Annotated in this window: 23 protein-coding genes; 3 read left to right on the forward strand and 20 right to left on the reverse strand. The window is 58.1% G+C overall.

The genetic code is table 11. From position 1 onward, the window contains the following. Positions 1-71: 71 nt before the first annotated feature. From cheW to IE093_RS02310, 15 genes are all read right to left on the reverse strand, one after another. Complete coding sequence (gene cheW, locus IE093_RS02240) at positions 72-566, reverse strand: chemotaxis protein CheW (protein ID WP_189465727.1); 495 nt, start codon at positions 564-566, stop codon at positions 72-74. Further along, positions 563-2,740, reverse strand: coding sequence for a chemotaxis protein CheA (cheA, locus tag IE093_RS02245; protein ID WP_189465729.1), 2,178 nt, complete (start codon positions 2,738-2,740; stop codon positions 563-565). The genes cheW and cheA overlap by 4 nt, the downstream gene beginning before the upstream one ends. Positions 2,741-2,797: 57 nt before the next feature. After that, positions 2,798-3,736, reverse strand: coding sequence for a flagellar motor protein MotB (motB, locus tag IE093_RS02250; protein ID WP_189465733.1), 939 nt, complete (start codon positions 3,734-3,736; stop codon positions 2,798-2,800). Then, positions 3,733-4,608, reverse strand: coding sequence for a flagellar motor stator protein MotA (gene motA / locus IE093_RS02255; protein WP_189465736.1), 876 nt, complete (start codon positions 4,606-4,608; stop codon positions 3,733-3,735). Before motA ends, motB begins: the two co-directional genes overlap by 4 nt. 185 nt (positions 4,609-4,793) lie before the next feature. Beyond that, positions 4,794-5,375, reverse strand: coding sequence for a flagellar transcriptional regulator FlhC (flhC, locus tag IE093_RS02260; RefSeq protein WP_189465739.1), 582 nt, complete (start codon positions 5,373-5,375; stop codon positions 4,794-4,796). 3 nt (positions 5,376-5,378) lie between these two features. Next, positions 5,379-5,717: a flagellar transcriptional regulator FlhD gene (gene flhD, locus IE093_RS02265; protein WP_189465742.1), complete on the reverse strand. Its 339-nt coding sequence runs from the start codon at positions 5,715-5,717 to the stop codon at positions 5,379-5,381. A gap of 472 nt (positions 5,718-6,189) precedes the next feature. After that, the gene (locus tag IE093_RS02270) at positions 6,190-6,474 is read right to left on the reverse strand and encodes an EscU/YscU/HrcU family type III secretion system export apparatus switch protein (protein ID WP_189465745.1); all 285 of its coding nucleotides are present in this window, start codon (positions 6,472-6,474) and stop codon (positions 6,190-6,192) included. Beyond that, complete coding sequence (gene fliK, locus IE093_RS02275) at positions 6,471-7,796, reverse strand: flagellar hook-length control protein FliK (RefSeq protein ID WP_189465748.1); 1,326 nt, start codon at positions 7,794-7,796, stop codon at positions 6,471-6,473. Before fliK ends, IE093_RS02270 begins: the two co-directional genes overlap by 4 nt. After that, the gene (fliT, locus tag IE093_RS02280) at positions 7,793-8,170 is read right to left on the reverse strand and encodes a flagellar protein FliT (protein WP_229803173.1); all 378 of its coding nucleotides are present in this window, start codon (positions 8,168-8,170) and stop codon (positions 7,793-7,795) included. The genes fliK and fliT overlap by 4 nt, the downstream gene beginning before the upstream one ends. Position 8,171: 1 nt before the next feature. Continuing rightward, positions 8,172-8,591, reverse strand: coding sequence for a flagellar export chaperone FliS (fliS, locus tag IE093_RS02285; RefSeq protein WP_189465751.1), 420 nt, complete (start codon positions 8,589-8,591; stop codon positions 8,172-8,174). Between the two features lie 63 nt (positions 8,592-8,654). Further along, on the reverse strand, positions 8,655-10,007 hold the full coding sequence (fliD, locus tag IE093_RS02290) for a flagellar filament capping protein FliD (RefSeq protein ID WP_189465755.1): 1,353 nt from the start codon (positions 10,005-10,007) through the stop codon (positions 8,655-8,657). A 204-nt stretch (positions 10,008-10,211) separates the two neighbouring features. Next, positions 10,212-11,063 (reverse strand): ABC transporter permease, encoded by an 852-nt coding sequence (locus IE093_RS02295; RefSeq protein WP_189465757.1) that lies wholly within the window; start codon positions 11,061-11,063, stop codon positions 10,212-10,214. A 4-nt stretch (positions 11,064-11,067) separates the two neighbouring features. Then, positions 11,068-12,321 (reverse strand): ABC transporter permease, encoded by a 1,254-nt coding sequence (locus IE093_RS02300; protein WP_229803174.1) that lies wholly within the window; start codon positions 12,319-12,321, stop codon positions 11,068-11,070. A 94-nt stretch (positions 12,322-12,415) separates the two neighbouring features. Next, positions 12,416-13,516 (reverse strand): extracellular solute-binding protein, encoded by a 1,101-nt coding sequence (locus IE093_RS02305; protein WP_189465760.1) that lies wholly within the window; start codon positions 13,514-13,516, stop codon positions 12,416-12,418. 127 nt (positions 13,517-13,643) lie between these two features. Further along, on the reverse strand, positions 13,644-14,777 hold the full coding sequence (locus IE093_RS02310; protein WP_189465763.1) for an ABC transporter ATP-binding protein: 1,134 nt from the start codon (positions 14,775-14,777) through the stop codon (positions 13,644-13,646). Positions 14,778-15,060: 283 nt separating this feature from the next. On the opposite strand from IE093_RS02310, the gene IE093_RS02315 reads away from it, so the two are divergent. Continuing rightward, positions 15,061-15,564, forward strand: coding sequence for a hypothetical protein (locus IE093_RS02315; protein ID WP_189465765.1), 504 nt, complete (start codon positions 15,061-15,063; stop codon positions 15,562-15,564). An 88-nt stretch (positions 15,565-15,652) separates the two neighbouring features. Next, positions 15,653-16,816, forward strand: a complete 1,164-nt coding sequence (locus IE093_RS02320; protein ID WP_189465867.1) for a CynX/NimT family MFS transporter — start codon at positions 15,653-15,655, stop codon at positions 16,814-16,816. An 18-nt stretch (positions 16,817-16,834) separates the two neighbouring features. Here IE093_RS02320 and IE093_RS02325 read toward each other — a convergent pair whose 3' ends face one another. The 5 genes from IE093_RS02325 to IE093_RS02345 form a co-directional block, all read right to left on the reverse strand. Next, entirely contained in the window at positions 16,835-18,106 is a 1,272-nt protein-coding gene (locus tag IE093_RS02325; RefSeq protein ID WP_189465767.1) for a HipA domain-containing protein, read from the reverse strand. Continuing rightward, positions 18,103-18,357, reverse strand: a complete 255-nt coding sequence (locus tag IE093_RS02330) for a helix-turn-helix domain-containing protein (RefSeq protein ID WP_189465769.1) — start codon at positions 18,355-18,357, stop codon at positions 18,103-18,105. Before IE093_RS02330 ends, IE093_RS02325 begins: the two co-directional genes overlap by 4 nt. 228 nt (positions 18,358-18,585) lie before the next feature. After that, the gene (pyrC, locus tag IE093_RS02335; RefSeq protein WP_189465771.1) at positions 18,586-19,632 is read right to left on the reverse strand and encodes a dihydroorotase; all 1,047 of its coding nucleotides are present in this window, start codon (positions 19,630-19,632) and stop codon (positions 18,586-18,588) included. 223 nt (positions 19,633-19,855) lie between these two features. Then, entirely contained in the window at positions 19,856-21,280 is a 1,425-nt protein-coding gene (locus IE093_RS02340; RefSeq protein ID WP_189465774.1) for an MBL fold metallo-hydrolase RNA specificity domain-containing protein, read from the reverse strand. Between the two features lie 141 nt (positions 21,281-21,421). Further along, positions 21,422-22,741, reverse strand: coding sequence for an O-antigen ligase family protein (locus IE093_RS02345; protein WP_189465776.1), 1,320 nt, complete (start codon positions 22,739-22,741; stop codon positions 21,422-21,424). A gap of 807 nt (positions 22,742-23,548) precedes the next feature. On the opposite strand from IE093_RS02345, the gene tviB reads away from it, so the two are divergent. Next, positions 23,549-24,835 (forward strand): Vi polysaccharide biosynthesis UDP-N-acetylglucosamine C-6 dehydrogenase TviB, encoded by a 1,287-nt coding sequence (gene tviB, locus IE093_RS02350; RefSeq protein WP_422730956.1) that lies wholly within the window; start codon positions 23,549-23,551, stop codon positions 24,833-24,835. Positions 24,836-24,843 lie beyond the last annotated feature (8 nt).

Consider the following 24,843-nt stretch of genomic DNA (forward strand, 5'->3'; position numbering starts at 1 on the left):
GTCGCCACCCTGCTTCGTCAGGGCCATTTCGTTGTAGTGATGTCACCGACTCATCGGTGGGATAGCGATACTCATTCGCTGACACGATCGACGATGGCCATCTCCTCGCTGGTCAGCAGCTTCTCGATATCGACCAACACGAGCATGCGATCATCCAGACTGCCCAGACCGCTCAGGTAGTCGGACGACAGTGTCACTCCGAACTCCGGCGCCGGCTTGATCTGCTCGGGTGTCAAGGTCATGACGTCGGACACGCCATCGACCACGATGCCCACCACACGCTCACCGACATTGACCACGATGACCACCGTCTGACCGCCGTACTCGACCTTGTCGAGATGGAACTTGATGCGCAGGTCGACGATCGGCACGATCACACCGCGCAGGTTGGTCACTCCCTTGATGAAGTCCGGCGCATTGGCAATACGCGTCACGTTTTCGTAACCGCGGATTTCCTGCACCTTGAGGATATCGATGGCGTACTCTTCCTCACCCAGCGAGAACACCAGGAATTCGCGGCTATGCGCCTCCACGGCGGCGACACTGGCAGAGTTCGTGCTCGTCATGACGGTTCTACCTCCTTTAAAGGCACTAGCTTGTGAGACGAGGCGGGCAGGTGTGCCTGCCGCGCTTCCTTCTTGTTACGACTCAGACGATGCAGATCGGCGATGTCCAGGATCAGGGCAACGCTACCATCGCCGAGAATGGTCGCCGCCGACACACCCGGCACTTTGCGATAGTTGGTTTCCAGATTCTTGACCACCACTTGCTGCTGCCCGACCAGATCATCGACCAACAGCGCATAGCGGCGCCCCTCACCCTGAACGATCACGGCGATACATTCGGTAGGCTTGATACAGGCGTTCTCGACATCCAATACTTCCTGAACGGCGATCACCGGCAGATATTCGTCGCGCACCTTGAGCAGGGTTTCATCGCCCGGCATCGGATAGAGATCCTCATCGGTCGGCTGCAACGACTCGAGCACCGCTCCCAACGGCAGGATATACATCTCCTCGCCGACCTTGATCGACATGCCGTCGAGTATCGCGAGGGTCAGCGGCAGTACGATTCGCGTGGTAGTTCCCTCGCCGGGGCGCGACAGGATCTCGACGTGCCCGCCCATGGCCTGGATATTACGCTTGACCACATCCATGCCCACGCCACGCCCCGAGACATCGCTGACCTGTTCGGCGGTGGAGAAACCGGGCGCGAAGATCAGTTGCCAGACTTCGTCATCGCTCATCGTCTCGGAAGCGGCAATACCATTGGCTTGGGCCTTGGCTAGGATCTTGTCGCGATTGAGACCCGCTCCATCGTCGATCACTTCGATCAGGATATTGCCACCCTGATGCTGCGCCGAGAGTGTCAGCTTGCCGCTCCGGGACTTACCGGCGGCCTCGCGGGCATCCGGCGTCTCGATACCATGATCGAGGCTATTGCGCACAAGGTGCGTAAGCGGATCGATGATGCGCTCGGTCAGGCTCTTGTCGAGTTCGGTGGATTTACCTTCGGTGATGAGTTCCACGTCCTTGTCGAGCTTTGCCGCCAGATCACGCACCAGGCGCGGAAAACGGCTGAACACATAGTCCATGGGCACCATGCGAATCGACATCACTGCCTCCTGCAGATCGCGTGCGTTGCGCTGCAGGAGGCTCATGCCGTTGACCAGGGCACCGTGAGAGACACCGTCCAGTTCGCTGGCAGTCTGATCGAGCATCGACTGGGTGATGATCAATTCGCCTACCAGGTTGATGATCTGGTCGACCTTGTCCACCGGGACTCGAATCGACGTCGACTCACCACCGCTCTTGGCGTTACTGCCTCCCTTGGCCTTGGGTTTGGCGGTTGGAGGGTTGTTCGCCGCCGGAGTCGATGTCCACCCCCCATCACCGGGAGCTTTCTGCCCGACGGCAGGCGGCGTGGCTGCGACTGGGTCGTCGGTTTTGGCCATATCAGCCGCGGGTTCCTTGGGCTGGGCCGGAGGTTCCGTGCTTGCCGGCGACCCCATGGCCGCTTCGATCTCGAGCTGTTCGGGCTCGACGATGAAGCACATCACCGCTTCGATATCGTCGGGGCTCGAACTCGTTTCCAATTCGACCACATAACGCTTGGCATCGCCTTTCTGATCGAGCACCTTGCCAAGATTTCCCAGTTCCTCGACCAGCGTCTCGCGATCCTTGTCACTTACCCCGATCAAGGCCACGGACAATCGTCCACTTCCGGCATCGCTGGGCGACGCATCCCCGGACGGCGGTTCGTCGCTTTTCTCGGTGACAGGAGGCTCAGGATTCGCCTCTGAACTAACGGCCGCCTCAGGTTGAGCGGTGGCTCCCCCCTCCACGCTCTTGCCCATTTCCTCCAACGCCATAGCCTGCAAGATCTTGCAGATACGCTCGTAGGCTTCGGGATCGGGCTCTTCACCGTTGCGGTAAGCATCGAGTTGGTCGTGCAACATATCCTTGGCTTCCAGAAAGGTGTCGACGATATCGCGGCGCAGTACCAACTCCCCGCGTCGAGTGTGGTCGAGCAGATTCTCGAGCAGATGCGTGGTCTGCTGCAGCACGTCGAATCCGAAGGTGCCCGCGCCCCCCTTGATCGAATGCGCTGCCCGAAAAATGGCATTGAGCTGTTCGGCATCCGGATCGTCGACATCCAACTCGAGCAGGTGCCGCTCCATGTCACCGAGGAGCTCTTCCGCTTCCTCGAAAAACGTGTCGTAGAAATCGCTGATATCCATGCTCGTTCCCGCACTGATGATGATAGTGACCGGGTAAGCCGGTCAGCTTGCTGCTGGTTAATCGTCGGTGACGGCTTCCTTCAACCCCTGAGTGAACTGCTCAAGGGGAGATTCAGGCAGAGCTCCTGACAAATTCGTGCCTGCCGGCGATGGTGCACCACCCCCCCGTAGCCCCTGTGAGCGGATCTGCCGCGCCGCTCGCTGATCGAGCACGACCACGGCAATACGGCGATTCACGGGGGCACTGGGAACGGTTTCGGCCAGGGGCACTCGCGATCCCAAACCCGCCACTCGCAGCAGCTTGTCGGCATCCAGTCCACCGGCAACCAATTCCCGACGCGAGGCATTGGCACGATCGCTGGAGAGTTCCCAGTTGCTGTACCCCTTCTCGCCACCGGCATAGGGAATATCATCCGTGTGCCCACTAATGCTGAGCGAGTTGGGCATCTCGTTGAGAACCGGTGCGATCGCTCGCAACAGGTCCCGCATATAAGGCGCCACATGGTCGCTGCCGAGCTCGAACATCGGACGCTGCTCGGTATCCACCAACTGGATACGCAACCCTTCTGGCGTCATGTCGAAACGCATTTGAGCTTTCATGTCACGGAGTTGCGGGTCGCCCTCGACCAAGCTCTCCAAGCGTCGCTGGAGGTCGACGAACGAGCGCTGCTCATCGCTGGGGCGAGTTTCGGTACGCAGGTCGATGCGCATGCGCTCCCCGTCGGTATGCATCGGATCCGGCCCGCCTCCTGGGATGGCACTAGTGCTACCCGTGGTCTTGTTGCCACCGACGACAGCGGATGTCAGCGGAGTCCGAAAGTAGTCGGCAACACCCTCAAGCTGCTCCTGGCTGGCCGTGGAGAGGATCCACATCACCAGGAACAATGCCATCAAGGCCGTCATGAAGTCGGCCAAGGCGATTTTCCAGCTTCCGCCATAGTGGCCTTTGACGATCTTCTTGCGCTTGATGATGATCGGGCGGGAATCCTGGCTCATGCGCCCCCCGTGCCAGCGCCCCTGGTCGAGCGCACATGATCCTCCAGTTCACTGAAGCTCGGACGCTCGGTGGTATGCAACGCCTTGCGCCCGAATTCCACCGCCAATTGGGGGGCATAGCCATTCAGGCTTGCCAACAGGGTCACGCGAATGCACTGCAGCATCTTGACCGCTTCATTGACCTGGCGATCGACACGACTGGACAAGGGATTGACGAACCCATAAGCGAGCAGGATCCCCAGGAAGGTGCCAACCAAGGCGTGGGCAATCATCAACCCCATTTGTTCCGCGCCGGCATCGGCGGAACTCAATGCCTTGATCACCCCCATCACGGCCGCCACGATGCCGAAGGCCGGCAGCCCATCGCCAACCTTGGCCAATGCATCGGCAGGAATGTGAGCTTCATGCTCGAAAGCCTCGATCTCATGCTCCATGAGTTCGTCTATCTGGTGTGGATCCATGTTGCCGCTGATCATCAAGCGCAGGTAATCGGTCAGAAAATTCATGATCATGGGATCATTCTGGATTTTCGGATATTCGGAAAATATCGCGCTTTCCTGGGGATTGTCGACGTCGCGTTCGATAGCCAGCATCCCGTCTCGCCGCGCCTTGGTAAGCAGCTTGTACTGCAGCGCCATCAACTCCATGTAAGTCGCCTTGTCATACTTGACCGTACGCTTGAGCTTGGAGGTGGTGCGCAGGGTCGCCATGATGGCCTTGCCGTTGTTGGCGGCAATGAAGGAGCCCAAGGCCGCACCGCCGATCATGAGGATCTCCGTGGGCTGATAGAGAGGCCCCAGGTGACCGCCGGACAAGGCGAAGCCGCCGAACACGGAAAAGGTCACGATGATGAATCCAATGGGTATCAACACAGCCAGGTTTCCTTCATTGACGCGTATAAAAAGCTTGCGATGCCAGTGCCTGAAGAAGGTATCGGCATACAAGGCGATAACTTGAGGGGGTGTCGGGAAAATTCTTCGCACACAACGCAAGCGCCCCCACCTGACATGGCTGGTGGGGGCGCGGCTGGATACAGCGAAACATCAGTGGGCGTGAATCAACGCATGAAAGTGGCAGCGGTCACTGCGGATGGTGCCGTCTTTGCCACCAGAACGGCATCACGACGCTTACGTGTCTTGCCCGCACGGGAGGGAGGTTGGCAGATACCGCATACGAAATCATGGCAAGGAGTATGGGCATGGGCCACGAAATGGCCGCCACAGCTCGTGCACTTGGACAACTCAAGCATGTCGCTCTCGAAGAAACGCACCAGGGTCCAGGCACGCGTCAAGCCCAACACCGGCTCGGCACCGTCGAGCTGCATCTGTTCGAGATACAGCCGAAAGGCCTTGACGAAACCCTCCATTCGCTCGCACCCCTGATCGTTCACCAGACACCGATAGATGTTGTAGAACAACGATGAATGAATGTTCGGCAACCAGGTGATGAACCAGTCGGTGGAAAACGGCAGCATGCCCTTGGGGGGCGACATGCCACGCACTTCCTTGTATAGCTTGATCAATCGCGCCCGGCTCAAGTCGGTCTCGGTTTCCAGCACCTGCAAACGAGCTCCCAGCTCGATAAGCTCGATGGCCATCTGCACTTGCAGCATTTCACTGACGAGACTCTTGTCTGCCATCGCTCAACTCCTCTGACCGGCGCCAAGAGCCACACCATGTGTTGGCATGGAGGCCATCAACAACGCCGCATGGGTCTGGGACAACCCCTGCTCGCGCTGATTATGGGTCAGCTTCTTGAGTTGATCGGGATCCTCATAGCACAACCGGCACAACAACTGATTGGTCCGCGCGAGCTTGCTAAGCTGCTTGGCCGAGAGGGAGGCCAACAAGTCCGCCATGGACTCGCTGATCTTGAGGCGAAAAATAGCGGTGGAGCGATCTTCGTTCAAAAGACGCTGCACGAGCAACAGATACGAAAGGTTGAGATCCTGGATCTCGTCCAGAATGCTATCGATTTGCATTGGTCAGTCCCTGCGTCATTCGCGTTGTCAAGGCGGGCTCTACAGGCCCTTGGATTATTATTGTGCCCTTCAACATCAGTGGTTCTATGTATTCGACCACTTTATTTAACCTGCATTGTGAGACTTTTTTATGAAAAGAATCAACACCTGTTATGTCAACGCTGGATGGGCAGGTCTTCCTATTGTCATGGACCAAGGAAGGACCAAGTGATGTGATAACAGCCAGTTAGCCACCTTTCGATACCGATCGACACCATTTGTAATGAAAACCACCCTCTTCTAAGATACAAATTTACACAAAATACTAATAAAGAATACATCAACCCAAAGCGCAGGAGTCGCCACTTCCGAAGCACTGTACACCTTGTCCAACACGCCAAGCATAAAAGGCACGGTGCACGGGAACTGGATACGGTAGAGATGGAGATTCCGACCAGGCTCGCGCAACGCGGCGATTGGGCCGTGCAGGTAATCAGCCAGCGTTTTCTTGAGGTGCGATCTCCCGAACCCACACCAGCAGCTCGGCAATCACCTGATAAAGCTGTGGCGGAATGCGTTCGTCGAGATCGAGCTGCATCAACAAGGCCACCAGCTCCGGAGCATCGTGTACATAGACCCCCTGACGGCTGGCCTCGGCGACGATACGCTCGGCAAGCTCGCCATACCCCTTGGCGAGGACTCTAGGTGCCGAGTCCCCCTCCCCATAGGCCAGCGCCACCGCTTGACGGCGGCCATCAGCCGACGATGAAGCGCTCATAAGGCATTCCCCTCCGAAACGGCCAGATTCACTCGCAAGGCCACCTCGTCGAGACCACACCGCTCAAGCCTATGCTTCAACGTCACCTGCCCTTGTTCCAGGCGCATCACGAGCGCGGTCGATTCGGCGGTCAAGGTCAGCGCCAGACGGCGCTCCTTCAGTCGCAGCGACACACCAATCGTGCCCAGGCTTTCCACGCGAAGCGTCATCTCCGAATGCCAGGCCGGCTCCTGCTCCTCTTTCCCCTCTCCGTCACTTTCTTCTTCCCCCTGCCGGGATCGATGCTGAGACAAGGCCTCTTCCGGCACCTGAACCATCAAGGCCATGAAGATCCCCGACCAGACATCTCCTTCCCAACGCAACACCGGTGTCACCAGCATTTCCAACTGATGGCGGACGATTCCTTGCAAGGCATCACTGACGGGATCGGCGGGAAGCGACGCCATGGATGCTTCAGTGCCTACCACCGGCGAAACGCCGGCAGCCATCGATGAACTCATGGCACCGGGAGAAGAGCCCGCTGGCGTGGGTGTTGCCAGCGAAGGTCCTGAGGTACTTGCCCCAGGCATTACCACCGCCGGCTTGTCAGGCATCTGCGCGCCCGACGTCGGCACGGCCAAGGATCTACCCGATACTTGATTGCCTTTCGCGACCTCCGCCGGAGGCACCATGCGTGGCGATATCTCCCCCCCACCCATGGCGGCATTCCCGCTGAACGGCGGTACCCATGGCGCGGGCGGAAGCGCTCCAGATACCGGCCGCAAAGGTCCCGTCAGCAACAGTTCGACGGGCGACGAACGCAACGCCTGGGTGCGCCACATCTGCGGCTCATGTTCAAGCGCTTGACGAGGAAACTCCCCACGAAACCACTTGCTCAAGTGTGACTCATAGAACACCCCACTCTCGCCGATGCTGGCTTGCAGGCGGCTTGCCAACAAGGGTGCCGATGGCAGCGGCTCGGAAGTCGGCATCAACGGAGTGACCGGCTTGATCACCGAAGGAGGTGCGGGAAATTTGACCAGAATATCGGCGATGGTGGTAGCGGCAGGACTGAAGTGGGTGCTGGTCGAAGGAGACGGCGCGCCTGGGGCGGGCGGTGCGACACCTTGCTCGCGCGGCATGCCCTTGGCGGTAGCGCCGGCAAGCGGGGCCAAGGGCGGCTGGCGGGCATCGAGACGCGAGTCGCTATGCACCGCCCGCAGCGCCTCGGCGGGGTCCAAAGGCTTGACCGGCTCATTCAGCGGCCGAGAAACCGGAACGTCAACTCGCTTGCCCAACACCTGATGCAACAGGGTGTCGAGAATCGGCGTAATGCCACTCACGTTCGGCCTTTAGGCAGATGGCTTACTTTACCCAGCGGTCGATAAGCACGATTCAGATCACGCTTGCGCTGGGAAACCCCGATCAGTTCGCTCAAGGCATCGCGACGCTCGACCAGCCGTCGGCGAATTTCCATGTCCTGCTCGAGAATCTGTTCCAGCAATTCAGCCTTACGCTCCTGCTGCGCCACATCCATAGCGAGACTGGGCTCGAGTTTCGACAGGCGCTCGACCTCGATGATATAACGAGATTCCTCGTTGACCAGAGAATCCCAGTCTTCCAGACGTGCCCACTCGAGCATGCGGTTGGAACACTCCCTCAGGGTTTCGTATGCAGCAAGAACCTGCTCCTGCGTCATAGGCTGGATCGCCGCCATATCACACTCCTTGTACCTGAGTACCGATCTCGCGCCACGCCGAGCCGATATCCTCGAGCAAACGCGCCGCCTCCTCGAGACTCTTTTCATCGTTGTGCAGATTCGCTGACAACAGCAACCGAGCAATATAATCGTAGAGCGACGCCAAACGCTCCGCCACTTCACCGCCACGCTCGGCATCGAGGGCTGCCAGCAACCCATTGTTGACGATATCCAACGCTTTCGAGATCGCCTTGCCCTTTTCCTGGATGTTGCCCTCATTCAGGTGCAGCCGGGCTGCCCGAATCGAGGTCAGCGCCCCGTCGAACAGCATCACGATCAACTGGTGAGGGGTCGCTGACATCACGCCGCTTTCCACCCCCACTTTGGCATAAGCTCCCGCACCCCTGGCATAGGACGCGGCGCCGCGCATGGCACTCATGGTTCCTTCTCTCCTTCACTCGGCCGGCTGCAGTAGCGACCCGCTCACTCCAGGCGACATTTATCAGTTACGGCCCAACTGAGCATTCAGGCTCTCGAATTGCTGTGTCAGATAGGTGCTGGTCTGGTTCATGCTCGCGATAAGGCCATCCAACTTCGTGAACTGCTGGCGATAACGATCGATGGTAGCTTCGATATTACGTTCCATGAGAGCGAAGCGGTCATTAAGGTTCTCGACAGAGGTCTCCAGACCGCTGACCCTGTTATCCAGTAGCCCATTGTCCTCCAGCATCGACTCCAAGGTGCCGTCCAGTTGGCCGGCCATACCCCCTTCCTCGCTGCTCCCGGCAAAGAATTCCGATACGCCGGACAAATTATTGGCGATGGCATCATCGAGCTTGTCGTCGTCGATCTTCAGCTTACCGTTCAGTTGCAAGCTGATCCCCAGGTCGGAAAGCAGGCTGAATTCGCCCCCCTCCACAGCGTCGCTCAGCGTGCTACGCAAGCGCGACTCCACACTCCGCAAGGTACTATCGCCAAGCAGTTCACCGGCGTTACCGCTCTCGGAGTCGTAGCTGGACAAACTGTCCATCGTGCTACGCAACGAGTTATAGCTCTTCACGAAACTCTCGATCGCATCCTTGATGGACTCAGTGTCGCGCTCTACCGTAAGGGTCGATTCGCCCTCCTCGACGATGTCTAGCGTCACTCCCTGGATTGCTTCCTCGATACGATTGGACTGGCTGGTGATGGAGATGCCGTTGACCGTCAGGGTGGCGTCTTCCGCCACCACTTCGGTAGCGGCATCAATGGCTAGCTGCCCCCCCAAATCTCCACTGAAGGTGACGCTGGAAATGCCCGCGTCAGTACCGGTTTCGGTGGATGCGAGCGATAGCCGATAGGGAGTGCCGCTGCCGTCGTTGACGATCGAGGCACTGACTCCGCCCTCCTTGGCATTGATGGCATCGCGAATCGCCTCCAGTGAGCTGTCTCCCGCCGTAATATCGACATCGAGCGTGCTTCCGTCACCGAAGGTGAAACTCACCGTGCCCGCCCCTAGGTCTGTGGTCTTGTCGGCGATCCCGTCGGTCGCCATGCTCGACGCCTTGGCCACATTGGTCACATTGATCGTGTAACTCCCTGTGACGGCGTCCGAGGTGGAAGTCGCGGTGACGCTGCTCCCCTCCACACTGCTGGTCACGCTTTGATAGAGCGTGGCTTTGTTGAGGGAGCTGACCGCCGTCTGAAATGATGACAACGCGCTCTCGAGCTTGCCATAAGCGGAGATCTCCGCCTGGTAGCTCTTCTTCTGCGTGGTGATCGGCGTCAGCTTCTGCCGCTCGGCGCTTTCGAGCTGATTGAGCAGCCCGCTCAGATCCAAGCCCGACCCGACTCCCAATGACGAGATAGTAGCCATGATGCTCCTTCCTGACTCGATGCCCTTTTTACCAGCCTTTCGCGACATCATCGCCACGAATAGGCCTTGCATGGGTGTGTAATTCTAGCTATCGGCCATTGCCGCCCAATCTTTAGGGCCGACTTGCACGGATTGCGTGGAATGAAAAGCACGATGCCCGGCATAGGCCGGGCATCGTGAAACAGGCAACAGTCGGTTCGCACTTCAGCCGGGCGTCATGCCCCGCAGTCGCTCACTACGCCGACGCAGCAGTTCCAGCGTGGTCAACAGCAACATCGACAAAATCACCAACATTGTGGCTACCGCTAGAATGGTAGGGCTGATCTGTTCGCGAATCCCCGACCACATCTGGATCGGCATGGTGCGCTGCTCGGGGCCGGAAATGAACAGCACCACCACCACCTCGTCGAACGAGGTGATGAAAGCGAACAGTGCGCCGGATACCACACCGGGGGTCACCAACGGCAACACCACCTTGAAGAAGGTACGCGTGGGATTGGCACCCAGACTGTGCGCAGCCCGAATCAGCGTGGTATCGAAACTCGACAACGTTGCCGTCACCGTGATCACCACGAAGGGGATCCCCAAGGCGGTATGCGCGAGAATCACCCCCAGATAGGTCTGGGCCAGGTGGATCTTGGAAAAGAAGAAGAACATTGCCGCTGCCGAAATGATCAACGGCACGATCATCGGTGAAATCAACAGCGCCATGATGGCGCCACGTGCCGGCATGTGCCGATTCGAGAGCCCCAGCGCAGCGATGGTTCCTAACACCGTGGCCAGTACGGTCGAAGCGATCCCGATGATGAAACTGTTCTTGATCGAGTTGAGCCAAGCGCTGGAGGTGAAGAAGTCTTCGTACCAGCGCAGCGAGTAGCCCGCCGGGTCCAGACGCAACATAGCATCGGAAAAGGTGAAGTAGGGCTCGGCATTGAACGACAGCGGGATGATGATCAACAAGGGCCCAATCAGGAACAGGAAGATCAGACCACACAGCCCCAGGAAGACGTAATGCCAGATACGTTCACCGCGAGTGGCATAGGAAGGAACGGCCATCACATTACCCCAGTTTGACTTTGTCGACGCCGATCAGGCGATTGAAAACCATGTAGAACACTATCACCACGAACAGCAGGATCGAGGCGATCGCCGCTGCCAACCCCCAGTTGAGCGAGGTCTGCATATGATAGGCGATATAATTGGTGATGAAGCGTCCCGACTGTCCGCCGACCAGGGCCGGTGTGATGTAGTAGCCGATCGACAGGATGAACACCAGAATCCCGCCCGCGGCGATCCCTGGTATGGTCAGTGGGAAATAGACCCGCCGGAAACTCAGGAAGGGACGCCCTCCCAAGGAACGGGCTGCGCGCATGTAACTCGGCGGAATGGTCTTCATGACCGAGTACAACGGCAGAATCATGAACGGTAGCAGGATATGCGTCATGGCAATGATCGTTCCCAGCTTGTTATGGATCATCTGCCATCGCGCCTCGTCGGCGATCACCCCTATGGCAACCATCATGTCATTGAGCACGCCCTGGGACTGCAGGATGGCGATCCAGGTCGTGGTGCGCACCAGCAGCGAGGTCCAGAACGGCAGCAGCACGAGGATCATCAACAAGTTGGAATAGCGCAGCGGGAGATTGGCCAGCAGGAAAGCAATGGGATAGCCCAGCAGCAACGTCATCAGGGTAATCACGCCGCTCATCCAGAAGGTTCGCCAGAACAGAGTGGCATGAATCTCTAGATGCTCCGGCACCTTGACGATTTCGCCATCGGGAGTCAGTTGCCGATCGACCGCCGCCAGATAGTACGACAGAGTATAGGGTGAAGCCTCGCGCTGGATCAGTTTCCAAGTATCCAGTTCCCCCCAAGTCTCGTTCAACTCAATCAAGGCTTCACGATAAGGGGGCTCCAGATTGCGAGCCCTGCGACCAGTCCGGCTGATGGCCGAGCGCATGCCCGATTTCTCGTAGTTCAAGCGACTGGAGAGCAATCCAAGGTTACGGGCCGCTTGCCCATCGCGCAGGTCTTCCACCAACGCGGCGAACGCCGGCTCACCGGGTAGCGACTCGCGATCCCAACCTTCTAGAGCGGAAACGGTGCGTGGCAGAGTGCTCGAGACTTCCGGGTTGTCGACACTGCGCCACAGCATGTCGAAGATCGGCATCACGAAAGCGATGACAAGGAACAACAATAAAGGCGACACCAGCAGAAACGCTTTGAGCTTCGAGCGTCGCACCGCGCGACGCAGACTGGTCTTCAACGGCACGCCATCGGCCGTGGTCAAGGGAGCAGTGGGAGATTCGGACACGCAGGTCTCTCCATGAAACGGTCGGGCAAGGGAAAGAAGAACGGATGCGGATGCGCACGCCACTCGGATGGGGTCCGAGTGGCGCGGCAGTCGGTTACTGAGCCAGCCAGGCGTCGAAGCGCTGGGTCAGCTCATCGCCGTAGTCGGCCCAGAACTCGTCATCCTTGGGGATGGCAGTGGCAAAGTTCGGCGGGAAAGTCGGCATATGCGGCATCATGTCGATACCGGTTTCAGCGTGAGTCGACACCAGGTCGGACGAGGACTTCCGCGCCGGACCATAGGAGATATACTGTGCCTGGTCGGCCAGCCGCTGCGTGTCGGTGGCAAAACGCAGGTAATCCTTGACCTTGTCGAGCTTGCCGGTCGGAACGACCCAGCCGTCCAATTCGAAGACCTGGGCATCCCAGATGATCTCGAAAGGCTGGTTTTCGTTGACCATGGCATTGAAGATACGGCCGTTGTAGGCGGAACCAAAAGCGACCTCCTTGTCAGCCAGCAGTTGCGGCGGCTGGGCCCCTTCCTCCCACCAGATCACTTCATCCTTGATGGTGTCGAGCTTGGCGAAAGCACGCTCGACGCCCTCTTCGGTTTCGAGCACGTCATAAACGTCTTCCGGCGCCACCCCATCGGCGACCAGGGCCCACTCGAGGTTATTGATCGGTTTGCGCAGCAGGGTACGCTTGCCCGGGAAGTTCTCGAGATCGAAGACATCGGCGATGGAACTGGGCTGCTTGTCTTCGGGGAACATCTCGGTGTTGAAGGCGACGACGTTGGAGTAGACGATCGACGCCACGAAACACTCGCCCAAGGCACCATCGACGAAATCTTCGCTGGGCGGCGTTCCATCTGGCGCCGCAGCCAGCAGGGCGTCATGATCCAGAGGTTCGATCAGGCCTTCGGCGCAGGCGATCATGGCATCCGCCGGCAGCATGTCGACCAGGTCCCAGGTCACATTCCCCGCCTGAGACTGGGCCCGCAGACCAGCCAAGGCATTGCCGCTGCGGTCAATATTGATGATCTCGTCGCCGTTTTGCGCCGCCCAAGGCGCGTGATAAGCCTTTTGCTGACTTTCGGTATAGGCACCGCCCCAGGAAACGATATTGAGGGTTTCCGCGTGAGCACTGACTGCCAGGGCCAGTGTCGAAAGCCCCGCCACAACGATCGTGGATCCCTTGAACGTACGTGTCTTGATCATGATAAAGCTCCGCTTGTAATTGTGACGTTATCTTGCAGCGTCATTCGCTATGCCGCTTCGCGACACCTTCACTTCATGCCACTTCTTGCCGCTTCGCGGCTCTGAGGAGGAAAGCCTGAAGCGACCTTCAGGCATCCAAGGCTCGGCAATCGGCACTCGACCAGCCGATCTCTATTTCCTGTCCCGGCCGCAAGACACCATGACCCTCGGCATTAGGAGTCTTGATAATGAACTCGTCGTTGCCACAAACCGACAGGCGAGTGCGCAGGTGGTCACCCAGGTAGATCACCTCCTGCACCTTGGCGGTAAAGCAGTTGTCAGGCAGAGCGCTCCCGTCTCGAATGATGCTCACTCGCTCCGGCCGCAACGACAGTGTGGTCCTGGAGCCAACTCCGCCTACCGCTACAGGCTTGGCACGCACTACATCGCCGCTGTCCAGCCGCACCGAGCACACATCCCCTACCCTCTCGACGACCTCGCCCTGCAGACGATTGTTCTCACCGATGAAATAGGCCACGAAGGCGTTCTCGGGTTCTTCGTAGAGAGCGTCGGGGGCAGCAAGCTGTTGCACCACGCCATCGTTGAATACCGCGATGCGGTCCGACATGGTCAATGCTTCGGTCTGGTCGTGGGTAACATAGATCATGGTCACACCGAGACTCGCGTGGATGCGCTTGATCTCGTATTGCATTTCTTCGCGGAGATTCTTGTCCAAAGCACCCAACGGCTCGTCCATCAATACCAGCTCGGGCTCGAAGACCAGAGCGCGAGCCAGGGCGACGCGCTGCTGCTGACCACCGGAAAGTTGGGCCGGGCGACGATCACCAAAATCCTCCAGTCGAACCATCGCCAAGGCACGCTGAACTTTCTGCTTGACTTCTTCCTTGGAGAGATGACGAACCTCAAGGGGAAAGGCGAGGTTTTCCGCCACCGTCATGTGCGGGAACAAGGCATAGTTCTGGAATACCATGCCGATGCCTCGCTTGTGAGGCGGCAGGCCACTGATCGGATTGCCTTTCAGCAGGATTTCACCATGGGTGGGCGTCTCGAAACCGGCCATCATCATCAGGCAAGTGGTCTTGCCCGACCCGGAAGGGCCGAGCAAGGTCACGAACTCGCCCTTGCGGATATCCAGATTGAAGTCCTTGACGACCAGCTCGACGCCGTCATAACTCTTCTGGACATTGGTAAAACGGGCAAAACACGTGTCGTCGGACACAGCATCCCGCGTGAGGGTGGCAGCTTCGAGAGTCTGGGTCATTCAACTTTCCTGTGCGTAGCTAATTAAAGTGATTGTCGTTCTTGTCGCGGCGTGCGATCCCTAGGCGGGTATCATCATGTAATCGTTGTTTTCCAGTTGTCTCGACCTTAATAAGAAAGGGTTCGTGGCCACAAGTCCCAGAAAGGATAAGCACCGTTGAATGGCGCGACTGTATCGAGACAGCATTTCCGTTATGTGGCGACTCGCGCATGCGCCTCGACGACATCTTCCTTTTATGAGAATGTACCCGGCAAACTACCGACTGTCCCTCAAAGGAGAGCACATGGACGCGTCGCCCCTCATTGCCGAATACCGTCGCTGGCTGGTCTTCCAACGCCAGGAGCAGCTCAGCCAGGAGCATCGTGGCGCTTCCGAGCGCCTTGCCCAGGCCGGCGCCGTGGCAACACGGGTCACCGACGCCTATCGCAACATGGCCGACAAGGGTGCAAAGGAAGGCGCGTGCTACCGCACGCTATTCCTGCGCCAGCGTAACAGCGGCGATGTGCTGCCTTGCGAGGGCTGGCTGTTCGTGCGTCGTGTGCTCGCCGAAGGTGGTACCACTCGCGTTCGAGCCAGCCTGCTAGAGACCTTCACGCTAGAAGACGGCATTATCACTCCCGGCAGCCAACCAGCTACGAAGATTACCTTGGAAATCTTCGACGAATTGCTGGTGGAAAAGTCGATGTCCACGTCATGCCGTGTCGATCGTATCGATTCAAGCGGCGACACTCGTTTTATCACGCTCCTCGATGCCGTACGAGGCGACCTTCAACAATATATGAAATAAATAAATGCCTACGACGCGCGAAGGGTTGCAGTCCGCTTCACCATCCGGGAGACAGACAGTCAAACCGATCGTCGGATTCCTGTTACTGATGGTGTTGGTCGGGCTCAATCTACGGCCGGCGCTTTCTTCCCTGGCGCCGCTTTTGACCCGTCTGCAACAGGACACTGGACTTCCCCCACTGGGCATCGGAGCCCTAACCACCTTGCCCGTGCTCTGTCTGGGGATCTTCGCACCTCTCGCGCCGTGGCTCGCGAAGCGCCTGGGTTCGGAAAGGACCCTGTCGCTGGCGCTATTGGTACTCGCTAGCGCGCTGCTATGGCGGGCCAGCCACGATGCCTGGCGGCTCTTTTCGGGGACTCTGCTGGTCGGGGCAGCAATCGGCGTCAGTGGCAGCCTGCTGCCGGCCTTGGTCAAACGCGAATTGCCTCGCGGAGCCGACCTGATGACCGGCGTCTACACCATGGCGCTCTGCCTTGGAGGGGCCCTTGGCGCCGGTCTTAGCATCCCCCTGGCCGACTGGTTCGGTGATTGGCGTTGGGGTTTGGCCAGTTGGAGTCTGGTGGCCTTGATTGCCTTGATCGCTTGGCGGGTACGCATGCCTCACCCCAGGCCCAGGCATGAGCCCAGCGCGGCAAAGCCACCACGCGTAAGACTGGTAACCGCCCCTCTGGCCTGGCAGGTCACTGGCCTGATGGGATCGCAATCTTCGCTTGCCTACATCGTCTTCGGCTGGCTACCGGTCTTACTGCAACGTCGTGGCTTGAGCGAGGCAGAAGCCGGCTGGTTGTTGGCGGTATCGGTCATGGCACAATTGATCTCCGCCTTGGGTGCCCCTTGGCTGGCCAGGATGGGACGGGATCAGCGTCCAGCCATCCTGTTGGTCATCACCGCTACGGCTAGTGGTCTGCTGCTGTTGTTGGTCGGGCCGCTGGCATGGCGATGGGCAGGCGTCATTCTGCTTGGCCTCGGCCAGGGTGGCAGCTTCAGCCTGGCCCTGACCCTGATCGTGCTGCGTACCGGTGATTCACGCCTGGCCGGCAAGCTATCCGGCATGGCCCAAGGGCTCGGCTATACTCTGGCCGCCACGGGGCCGCTGGGTGTCGGTTTGCTGCTGCAATTCGGCGCCAGCCTGACCACGATCTGCACCGTACTGATGCTCGTCTGTATCGTTGCTGCCACTTTCGCCCTGTTCGCCGGACGAAATCGCCGCCTGGAACTGGACGCCCAGGGGCGGCTGGTGACCCGGGGATGATGCCTCGATCGAGGCATATCACACCAACTGCTTCGCCATCTCCGCGACCACCACATACCGAATCTGGCGCAGCAAGCGTGCCTCGCCGGCACTCACAGGCGCCTCGCCCGCTATAGCCTCTTCGATCAGCGCATCCGCCTTGGCGACAATGGTGGTCGCCAACTCCTTGACGATGCGCTCTCCCAGTTTCGCCGGCAGCCCCAGAGCGAGCCCGGCATTCAGGACATCTTCCCGACGGACTTCCGAGAAACGTCGCGCGGTCCCCAATGGCCACGTCAAGGTGACATTCGACCAATCACCGGGCGGTTGATGGTAAACCGTCGTGCACAGCAAATCGTAGAACGGCGCCAGTTCATAGCCCCGGGGTGTCGCAAAAAAGGAGAGGTTCTTCAAATGGGCGTCGTCATTGCCCACCAGTAGGTTGAAGACCAGCCACCGGAACAGGCTCATGCGCGCCTGCGCCTTGCGCCCGCACAAGTCGATCGCCCTTGCCAGGGTGGGCAGTCGCGCACCCTGATACTTGAAGACCTTGTCCAAGGAAAGAAGCTGGCAGGCATCGATGACATGACGCCTGTCGACCCCGCCCTCCTTGTGGTGACGAGCACGATCGAAACGCTCCACCAGATAGACGCTTTGTGGCACGCAACGCCGCTTGGTCTCGGGCACCGACAACCCCAAACGATGGGCCAGCTGCATGACGAACCACTCATTGACCACCGTATGCGGCCAATGCTCGGTATCGGGATGATCCGGCTTGAGAATATGGGTGGAGGCTCTCTGTCCCACCGGCTCCCACAGCTGATCTTCCTCGACCACTACCGGCAGCTTGTGTTGCGCCCCCGCCAGCGACATGCGCTTGGGCGCACCGGCCACCAACGATACCCTTGGTAGCGCTCCGATACGCCGGGAGAGCGTCTTGTCGTCCAAGGGGCGCAACTCACCCGTCGCCGGTTCCTCCTCCTGCGGCAGGAGCGTCAGGGCACCCGCCGACTCGGCACCGTAAAAGGCCAACAGACCGAAGGCATCCTGCTGAGCGATCCCGGCATCCCTGGCCAGTAACTCGCGCAGCCCCTCCTCAGGCAATAGATTGTCGAAGTACCACTGCACGGGGCGTTGATCCGCCCCATCGACAATCGTGCCTTGCGCCCTCGGGAGCCCTGGCGACAGATCGAAGGCATCATCGCTCGCTCGCCACTCAGGGGAGTAGTCAAATCGCCACAAACCCTTGAGACTGGACAGCTCACCGATACGTGTGTCGTTGAACCAGACAGTGAGTGTCCGTCGTGTCATGGTCGACCATTCCGGTCAGAGTCAGCTTCCGGTTCATCCGGCAGTTCCAGGATCAGCGTGATCCCCAGTTCATCGAGCAGCCGCAGCACCTTGCCCAACTGCACCGTTGGCTTGCCATGCTCCACATCACGGAGAAACACATGTGAGGCCCCCAGGATCGATGCCATATCCTCCTGGCGTATTCCCTGCTCACGCCGAACCTTCTTCGCCACCTCACCAATAGTCACAACGTTGGTCACCGGAATACGCACCGTCTTCCTCCCCGATATCCAGCAACACCAGAAAACGAAACCATAGTTTCGTTTTTACAGCATCCTTGCTCAAATCACCAGAAAACGAAAGTACAGCTTCGATTCTTTCCCATCTACCCACTTCAGATGGAAAAACGAAATCACAGTTTCGATTTTTCATTGCCTAGCCAAGCGGTGGCTTCGCTTCGCTGTTTAACTAGCTTTCCCGCCGAGCAGTTCTTTACTTCCTTATTCTTCGTGGGATTCGAGCATCTTCCATGGCAAGCTCTGCCCTGCCATCAGCGGCACAATCTCATCGTCGGCATACGCCAGGGACTCGGGGAGAGTCCACTCCTGCCGCAACAGGGTAATCTGGCTGTCATTGCGTGGCAGTCCGTAGAAATCGGGGCCGAAGTGGCTCGCGAAGCCTTCGAGCTTGTCGAGCGCTCCGACCTGGTCGAAGGCGGTGGCGTAGAGCTCGATCGCTGCCGGGGCGGTGAAGGCGCCGGCGCACCCGCAGGCAGACTCCTTGGCGCCGCGTGCATGGGGGGCACTGTCGGTACCGAGGAAGAACTTGTGGCTGCCCGAGGTTGCCGCCTCCAGCAATGCATGGCGATGGGTCTCACGCTTGAGCACTGGCAGGCAGAAGTAATGCGGACGAATCCCCCCCACCAGCATGTGGTTACGGTTGAACAGAAGATGGTGGGCGGTGATAGTGGCAGCGACATTGGCCGGCGCCTGTTGTACGAACGCCACCGCATCGGCGGTGGTGATATGCTCGAACACCACACGCAGTTCGGGGAAGCGCTCCAGCAAGGGCTTCATCACTCGCTCGATGAATTCTGCCTCACGGTCGAAAATATCGATCTCGGGGCTGGTCACCTCGCCATGCACCAGTAACGGCATGCCCACCTCAGCCATGGTTTCGATGACCGAATCGCAGTGGCGAATGTCAGTGACTCCCGAATCGGAATTGGTTGTCGCTCCGGCCGGATACAGCTTGACGCCGTGCACGATACCACTGTCCTTGGCGCGCTCGATTTCCTCGGCAGGCGTCTTGTCGGTGAGATAAAGCGTCATCAGCGGCTCGAAATCGCTGTCGTCGGGTACGGCCGCCAGAATCCGCTCACGATAGGACACCGCTTGGTCGGTGGTAGTCACCGGCGGTGTCAGGTTGGGCATGATGATGGCACGGCCGAACTGGCGAGCACTATAGGGCACCACAGAACGCAACGGTTCGCCATCGCGTACGTGCAGGTGCCAATCATCGGGTTGGGTCAAGGTAATCTGGTCCACGGTACAGGCCCTTGTCGAACGGAAACTGTCGATTGAAATGTTCGATCGCCAGTATACCGGCTAACGCCATACGATGCGGCCCCATCTCCCTGTCCAGTCCAGGATATGACGATAATCCCTGACCGCCATGCATCATGACCCAGTGGGAGTTCAGTTCACTGAACGATGGCGCCGACAGGCGCCCTGAGACGACCGAGTGGCCACAGCGGCCACAGCTATCGTCTTATCCCGGTATCACCACTTCCAACTTGTGCCCATGCTCGATGGCCATGGCCAATAGTGCCCGCTTCAGACCCTGTTTGGCTTCGGAGTCGCCATGCACCAACCGGATTTCCCGGGGCCAACGCTTCATGCGGCGAATAAAATTCAACAAATCGCGTTGATCTGCATGTGCCGAATAACCTCCCAGGCTCTCGACACCAGCGCGCACGGTATAGCGCGTGCCTTCCAGCTCCACCCAACCGCCTTTCGGGCCATATTGCTGAATGACACGTCCCGGCGTACCCGCTGCCTGGTAGCCGACGAACAGCACATTGTGACGAGGCTCCTTCAGCATCGCCTTCAAATAGTTGACGATACGCCCGCCTGCCGCCATGCCACTTGCCGCGATGACCACCGCCGGACGCAGGCTCTCAGCCAGATAGGCCACCGTACGTTCGTGCTCCCCATGCGAGTTAACGGTATAAAGGCTATCGAAATCCAGCGGATGGCGCCCGGCACGCATTCGACGGTGGGCTTCTTCATTCCAGAACGGCTCCAGCTCGCGGTAGACACGGGTAAAGCGCGAAGCGAGCGGTGAGTCGACGATGATCTCGAGGCGCTTCCAGTGCGCTGCCGAATCATCCCCCTTTTCACGGGCGCGGTGAATGATGCCTTCGAGTTCGTAGAGCAGCTCCTGAGTTCGACCGATACTGAACGCCGGGATCAGCACTGTACCGCCATCAGCCAAAGCCCGCTCGATAGCGGCCTGCAGGCGCTGCCGACGGTGACGGCGACCTTCGTGATGCCGACTTCCGTAGGTACTTTCCAATACCACTACGTCAGCACCATGCGGCGACTCTGGCGCCGACAGTAATGGTGAATACGGCGCCCCCAAGTCGCCGGAAAACACCACGCGGCGCGATAGCCGGCTCCGTTTGTCGAAGACATCCACCTCGACATAAGCCGATCCCAGGATATGGCCGGCACGACGCAACTTGACCTTGACCAAACGGTGGGCATCATCCAGCAGTACATGCCACGCTCGATATTCCAAGGGTACGATCTGCCTGTCGACCCTCGCCAGAAAGCGCTCGATCAAATCACGATCCTGGGTAAAGCCCACACGAAGCGCGTCCTCGATCACCAGCGGCAGCAACTTCGCCGAGGGATGGCTGCACAGGATCGGCCCTTCGAAACCGGCGGCAAACAGGTAGGGCAAGCGGCCGATATGATCGATATGCACATGGGTGACGACCAGAGCGAGGACACCTTGCAGCGAGAACTCGATGCGGTGGCGCGCCAGGCCATCCTCGCCGCTACCGGCCTCATCGCCCTGGAACAGGCCGCAATCGACCAGTAACGAGCGAGTATCGTCGACATGCAACTGATGACAACTGCCAGTGACGCCATCCACGGCGCCATGATGGGTAAAGCGTAGGTCCTGCATGGCCAACTCCTTTTGGCGATAGACGAAGGCTCAAGAATAATCGATCGACGCTATTCACTACGCTATCGAAAGCGCTCGGTTTGTTATTTATTTCCAAGAAACGAAAAAGGCTCCCGAAGGAGCCTAACACCAGGATATTCATCAAAGTCGACGTGGCCTTATCGTCAGCGTCTTGTCGGTGTGTGCCGCCAAGTACTTTTCTCCCTCTCGCTTCAATACCGCCCAACAGCCAATACATAATCCCAAATAACCGCTCAAGCCACGCACGTCGCGCAGCATCGACTGCGTCAGGCCGAAATCGATAAAGGCAATCGGGATCATCAAGCCAGCCACGGCGAGCGCACGCTCCCCTGCGCTGGCTTGACTCAGCCTCCGAGCGAACAACACCAGCGGCACGCCATACAGCATAGCCAGCGTCGCCAGGCCCAATATACCGCGTCGGGCAGCGGTATCGATGATATCGCTATGCAGCTGATCATATTGGCTGACGTCGGGGTGTAGTATACCTTTGGCCACGAGGGCATCCCTTGCCTCCTGAACCCCTCCCTCTCCCCAGCCCGCCAACGGCCGCTGCAGAAACAACTGCCAGCCGCCTCGCCACATTTCAAACCGCAAGCCTATCGAAGTCGACCTGTTTTCCTCGCTCCAGTAGTCATGTACATCGCTGAACGCCTCGGCCACGCGATGACTGACCCCGGACTGTGGCAAGACCACGACAAACGCCAACAGCAATACTGCCGAACTTAGTGCCCAGCGCCAGCGCCACAACAGGGCGGCGTTCACTACATCGCGATACCCTCGCCAGACCAGCAACAATAGTAATGGGGCCGCCACCCATCCTCCGCGAGTGCCGGAGAGTAACGACGCCAATATGCCCGCCAACGCCGCCACGAATGCCAGCCGCAGCCAGCCCCATCGACCCGCTAAGGACCGACTGCTCAGCCATAACGCCGCCATCAGCGATATCACGCCCAGCAACAAGGACAAATTGCCGAATGGAATGGCATTCATGTCATTGCTGGCACGGTGCACCCCCAGGACTAGCCGTTCGAACAATGCAATGCCGCCAGCCGCCAGCGCACCACAACCAATGCCTAGCCACCAGAGATACGGCGAGGGGCGGAAGCAACGTAGCCACACCAGCAACAGCGCGGCCAGTATTGGCCATAACGGCAAGGCCACACCCTGACTTCCCTCGCCCACCGGCCAGTGACCGGTTCGCCACACATCCCACAGCCACAGCCCACCATAGCCCAGCAGTGCCAGACACCACCAGCCATCCTCCGCATCCAAGCGACGCAGGCGATCACCGACACCCGAGCCACATAGCCAGCCAGCCAACACCACCCCTGCCGCCACTAACGGAATCACGGCATAGCCCCACGGCACCACGATCAGCAGAGCCGCGAATGCAAACAGCAACCAGGTGTTTACCCGCTGCCAGACCGTAGAAAGGGACATCGAATCACTCATTATCACCAATCAAGGTGTGCACCGCGATCACGACCATTCGACCCAACTCACTCGATAACGCCGTGCCAATCATCCATCCACTATTCGAGAGCCAATAGGTCAATCCGCTAACAGTCCCTTGCGTCGTAGCCATTCCAGACGGACGACATGACAGCCAACTCCCGATGCATTTGGATGGCGCATTCGATTTGCCGACCTTGTGGGAAAAGCCGCTGAATAAGTGTCAGACAAGGCAAGAATTTACACAACAAGATCATTCGCATATATCGACAATGCATTCTTAAGTATGGTGTGAATAATGACACCATCATTCCCTTCTCACCTACTCCCTAACCACATGCCATTAATCCACCACAAAGCCGAGTAACTAGAAAAACCAACTTGGTAAGCTCGAGTTTTTTTATTAAAATAATACACAAAATAACAATATTTAACAGTAATAAACACCAACAAACCAATCTAGTATATTGTTTATATCACACACAAAATTCAGAAAGCCATTTTTTCTCTAATAATACAAATATGCGTATACAAGACATTCTCGACTCATTCGATGCCTTATCAGTGATTATTACGACCTTTGTGCAGACGACAACATCAGCAGGATCCAAGGAAATAGCAACTTACAACCTACCAAAAAACAGGCCAACGACTCCAAAGACTAATCCAAAGTTATAGCTATATTTACAGTCGGCCAAGAAGCTCAATGCGACTTATATTCCAATTAAAAATATAAAGCATCACATGAAGGTTTTTGTCACAAATTAACACTCGGTTGCTGCGGGGAAACGCAACATGGATATGATAAATCGCAAGGATAAGGTTCAAGTGGCAATCATCGGCTTGGGTTATGTCGGCTTGCCTCTAGCAGTGGAATTCGGGAAGAGGATCCCAACGGTTGGGTTCGATATCAATACGCAGCGCATTTGCCAGCTGAACGCTGGTTACGACAACACACTGGAAGTCGAACCTGAACTGTTACGCCAGTCGGAGTGCCTGATTTTTTCCAATCAACAGGATGTTTTGATCAACTGCAACGTGTATATCGTGACGGTCCCCACGCCAATTGATCATCAGCATTGCCCTGACCTGAGGCCACTGCTCATGGCTAGTGAGACCGTCGGCCAGGTTATCTCCAAGGGTGATGTGGTCATCTACGAGTCCACTGTCTATCCCGGGGCTACAGAAGAAGAATGCATCCCGGTCATTGAACGGATATCTGGATTAACCTATAACGTCGACTTCTTCGCTGGTTACAGCCCCGAGCGCATCAACCCGGGCGACAAGGAACACCGCGTCACCACGATTCGCAAGGTGACCTCAGGGTCGACTCCCGAAGTAGCCAACTTCGTCGATCGGCTCTACGCCTCGGTTATCACCGCCGGTACCTTCAAGGCCAGCTCCATTCGTGTCGCCGAGGCCGCCAAGGTCATCGAAAATACCCAACGCGACGTGAATATCGCCCTGATCAACGAACTGGCAATGATCTTTAACCGACTGCACATCGATACCGAAGAAGTGCTGCAGGCGGCGGGTACCAAGTGGAACTTCCTGCCCTTCCGCCCAGGCTTGGTGGGCGGTCATTGCATCGGTGTCGACCCCTACTACCTGACGCACAAGGCGCAACAGGTCGGTTACCATCCGGAGGTCATCCTCTCAGGGCGGCGCATCAACGATGGCATGGGTGCTTATGTCGCCGGTCAGTTGGTCAAGCAAATGATCAAGCAGCGCATTCATGCACAAGGGTCGCGAGTTCTGGTAATGGGGCTGACTTTCAAGGAAAATTGCCCAGATCTACGCAATACCAGAGTGATTGATATCATTCGTGAATTATCGGATTACGACATCCTTGTGGATGTCTATGATCCCCACGCCGATGTCGACGATGCAGTGCTTCACTATGGTGTTCGTCCCGTGGATCATCCCCAGGACAGCACCTACGATGCGATGATACTGGCGGTCGCCCATCGTGAATTCCGCGATCTCGGCACGGCACAGATACGGAGTTGGGGAAAGCCTCATCATGTGCTTTACGATCTCAAGTACATGCTGGGTAATGGAGATGCGGACCTGCGACTCTGAAATCGAAG

This window comes from Litchfieldella qijiaojingensis (genome assembly GCF_014651875.1).
Lineage (GTDB): Bacteria > Pseudomonadota > Gammaproteobacteria > Pseudomonadales > Halomonadaceae > Litchfieldella > Litchfieldella qijiaojingensis.

Excerpts from the sequence above, each read along its gene's own strand:
- cheW (WP_189465727.1), bottom strand. The coding sequence starts at position 566 with ATGACGAGCACGAACTCTGCCAGTGTCGCCGCCGTGGAGGCGCATAGC.
- cheA (WP_189465729.1), bottom strand. The coding sequence starts at position 2,740 with ATGGATATCAGCGATTTCTACGACACGTTTTTCGAGGAAGCGGAAGAG.
- motB (WP_189465733.1), bottom strand. The coding sequence starts at position 3,736 with ATGAGCCAGGATTCCCGCCCGATCATCATCAAGCGCAAGAAGATCGTC.
- flhC (WP_189465739.1), bottom strand. The coding sequence starts at position 5,375 with ATGGCAGACAAGAGTCTCGTCAGTGAAATGCTGCAAGTGCAGATGGCC.
- flhD (WP_189465742.1), bottom strand. The coding sequence starts at position 5,717 with ATGCAAATCGATAGCATTCTGGACGAGATCCAGGATCTCAACCTTTCG.
- IE093_RS02270 (WP_189465745.1), bottom strand. The coding sequence starts at position 6,474 with ATGAGCGCTTCATCGTCGGCTGATGGCCGCCGTCAAGCGGTGGCGCTG.
- fliT (WP_229803173.1), bottom strand. The coding sequence starts at position 8,170 with ATGGCGGCGATCCAGCCTATGACGCAGGAGCAGGTTCTTGCTGCATAC.
- fliS (WP_189465751.1), bottom strand. The coding sequence starts at position 8,591 with ATGAGTGCCATGCGCGGCGCCGCGTCCTATGCCAGGGGTGCGGGAGCT.
- fliD (WP_189465755.1), bottom strand. The coding sequence starts at position 10,007 with ATGGCTACTATCTCGTCATTGGGAGTCGGGTCGGGCTTGGATCTGAGC.
- IE093_RS02295 (WP_189465757.1), bottom strand. The coding sequence starts at position 11,063 with ATGGCCGTTCCTTCCTATGCCACTCGCGGTGAACGTATCTGGCATTAC.
- IE093_RS02305 (WP_189465760.1), bottom strand. The coding sequence starts at position 13,516 with ATGATCAAGACACGTACGTTCAAGGGATCCACGATCGTTGTGGCGGGG.
- IE093_RS02310 (WP_189465763.1), bottom strand. The coding sequence starts at position 14,777 with ATGACCCAGACTCTCGAAGCTGCCACCCTCACGCGGGATGCTGTGTCC.
- IE093_RS02315 (WP_189465765.1), top strand. The coding sequence starts at position 15,061 with ATGGACGCGTCGCCCCTCATTGCCGAATACCGTCGCTGGCTGGTCTTC.
- IE093_RS02320 (WP_189465867.1), top strand. The coding sequence starts at position 15,653 with ATGGTGTTGGTCGGGCTCAATCTACGGCCGGCGCTTTCTTCCCTGGCG.
- IE093_RS02325 (WP_189465767.1), bottom strand. The coding sequence starts at position 18,106 with ATGACACGACGGACACTCACTGTCTGGTTCAACGACACACGTATCGGT.
- IE093_RS02340 (WP_189465774.1), bottom strand. The coding sequence starts at position 21,280 with ATGCAGGACCTACGCTTTACCCATCATGGCGCCGTGGATGGCGTCACT.
- IE093_RS02345 (WP_189465776.1), bottom strand. The coding sequence starts at position 22,741 with ATGTCCCTTTCTACGGTCTGGCAGCGGGTAAACACCTGGTTGCTGTTT.
- tviB (WP_422730956.1), top strand. The coding sequence starts at position 23,549 with ATGGATATGATAAATCGCAAGGATAAGGTTCAAGTGGCAATCATCGGC.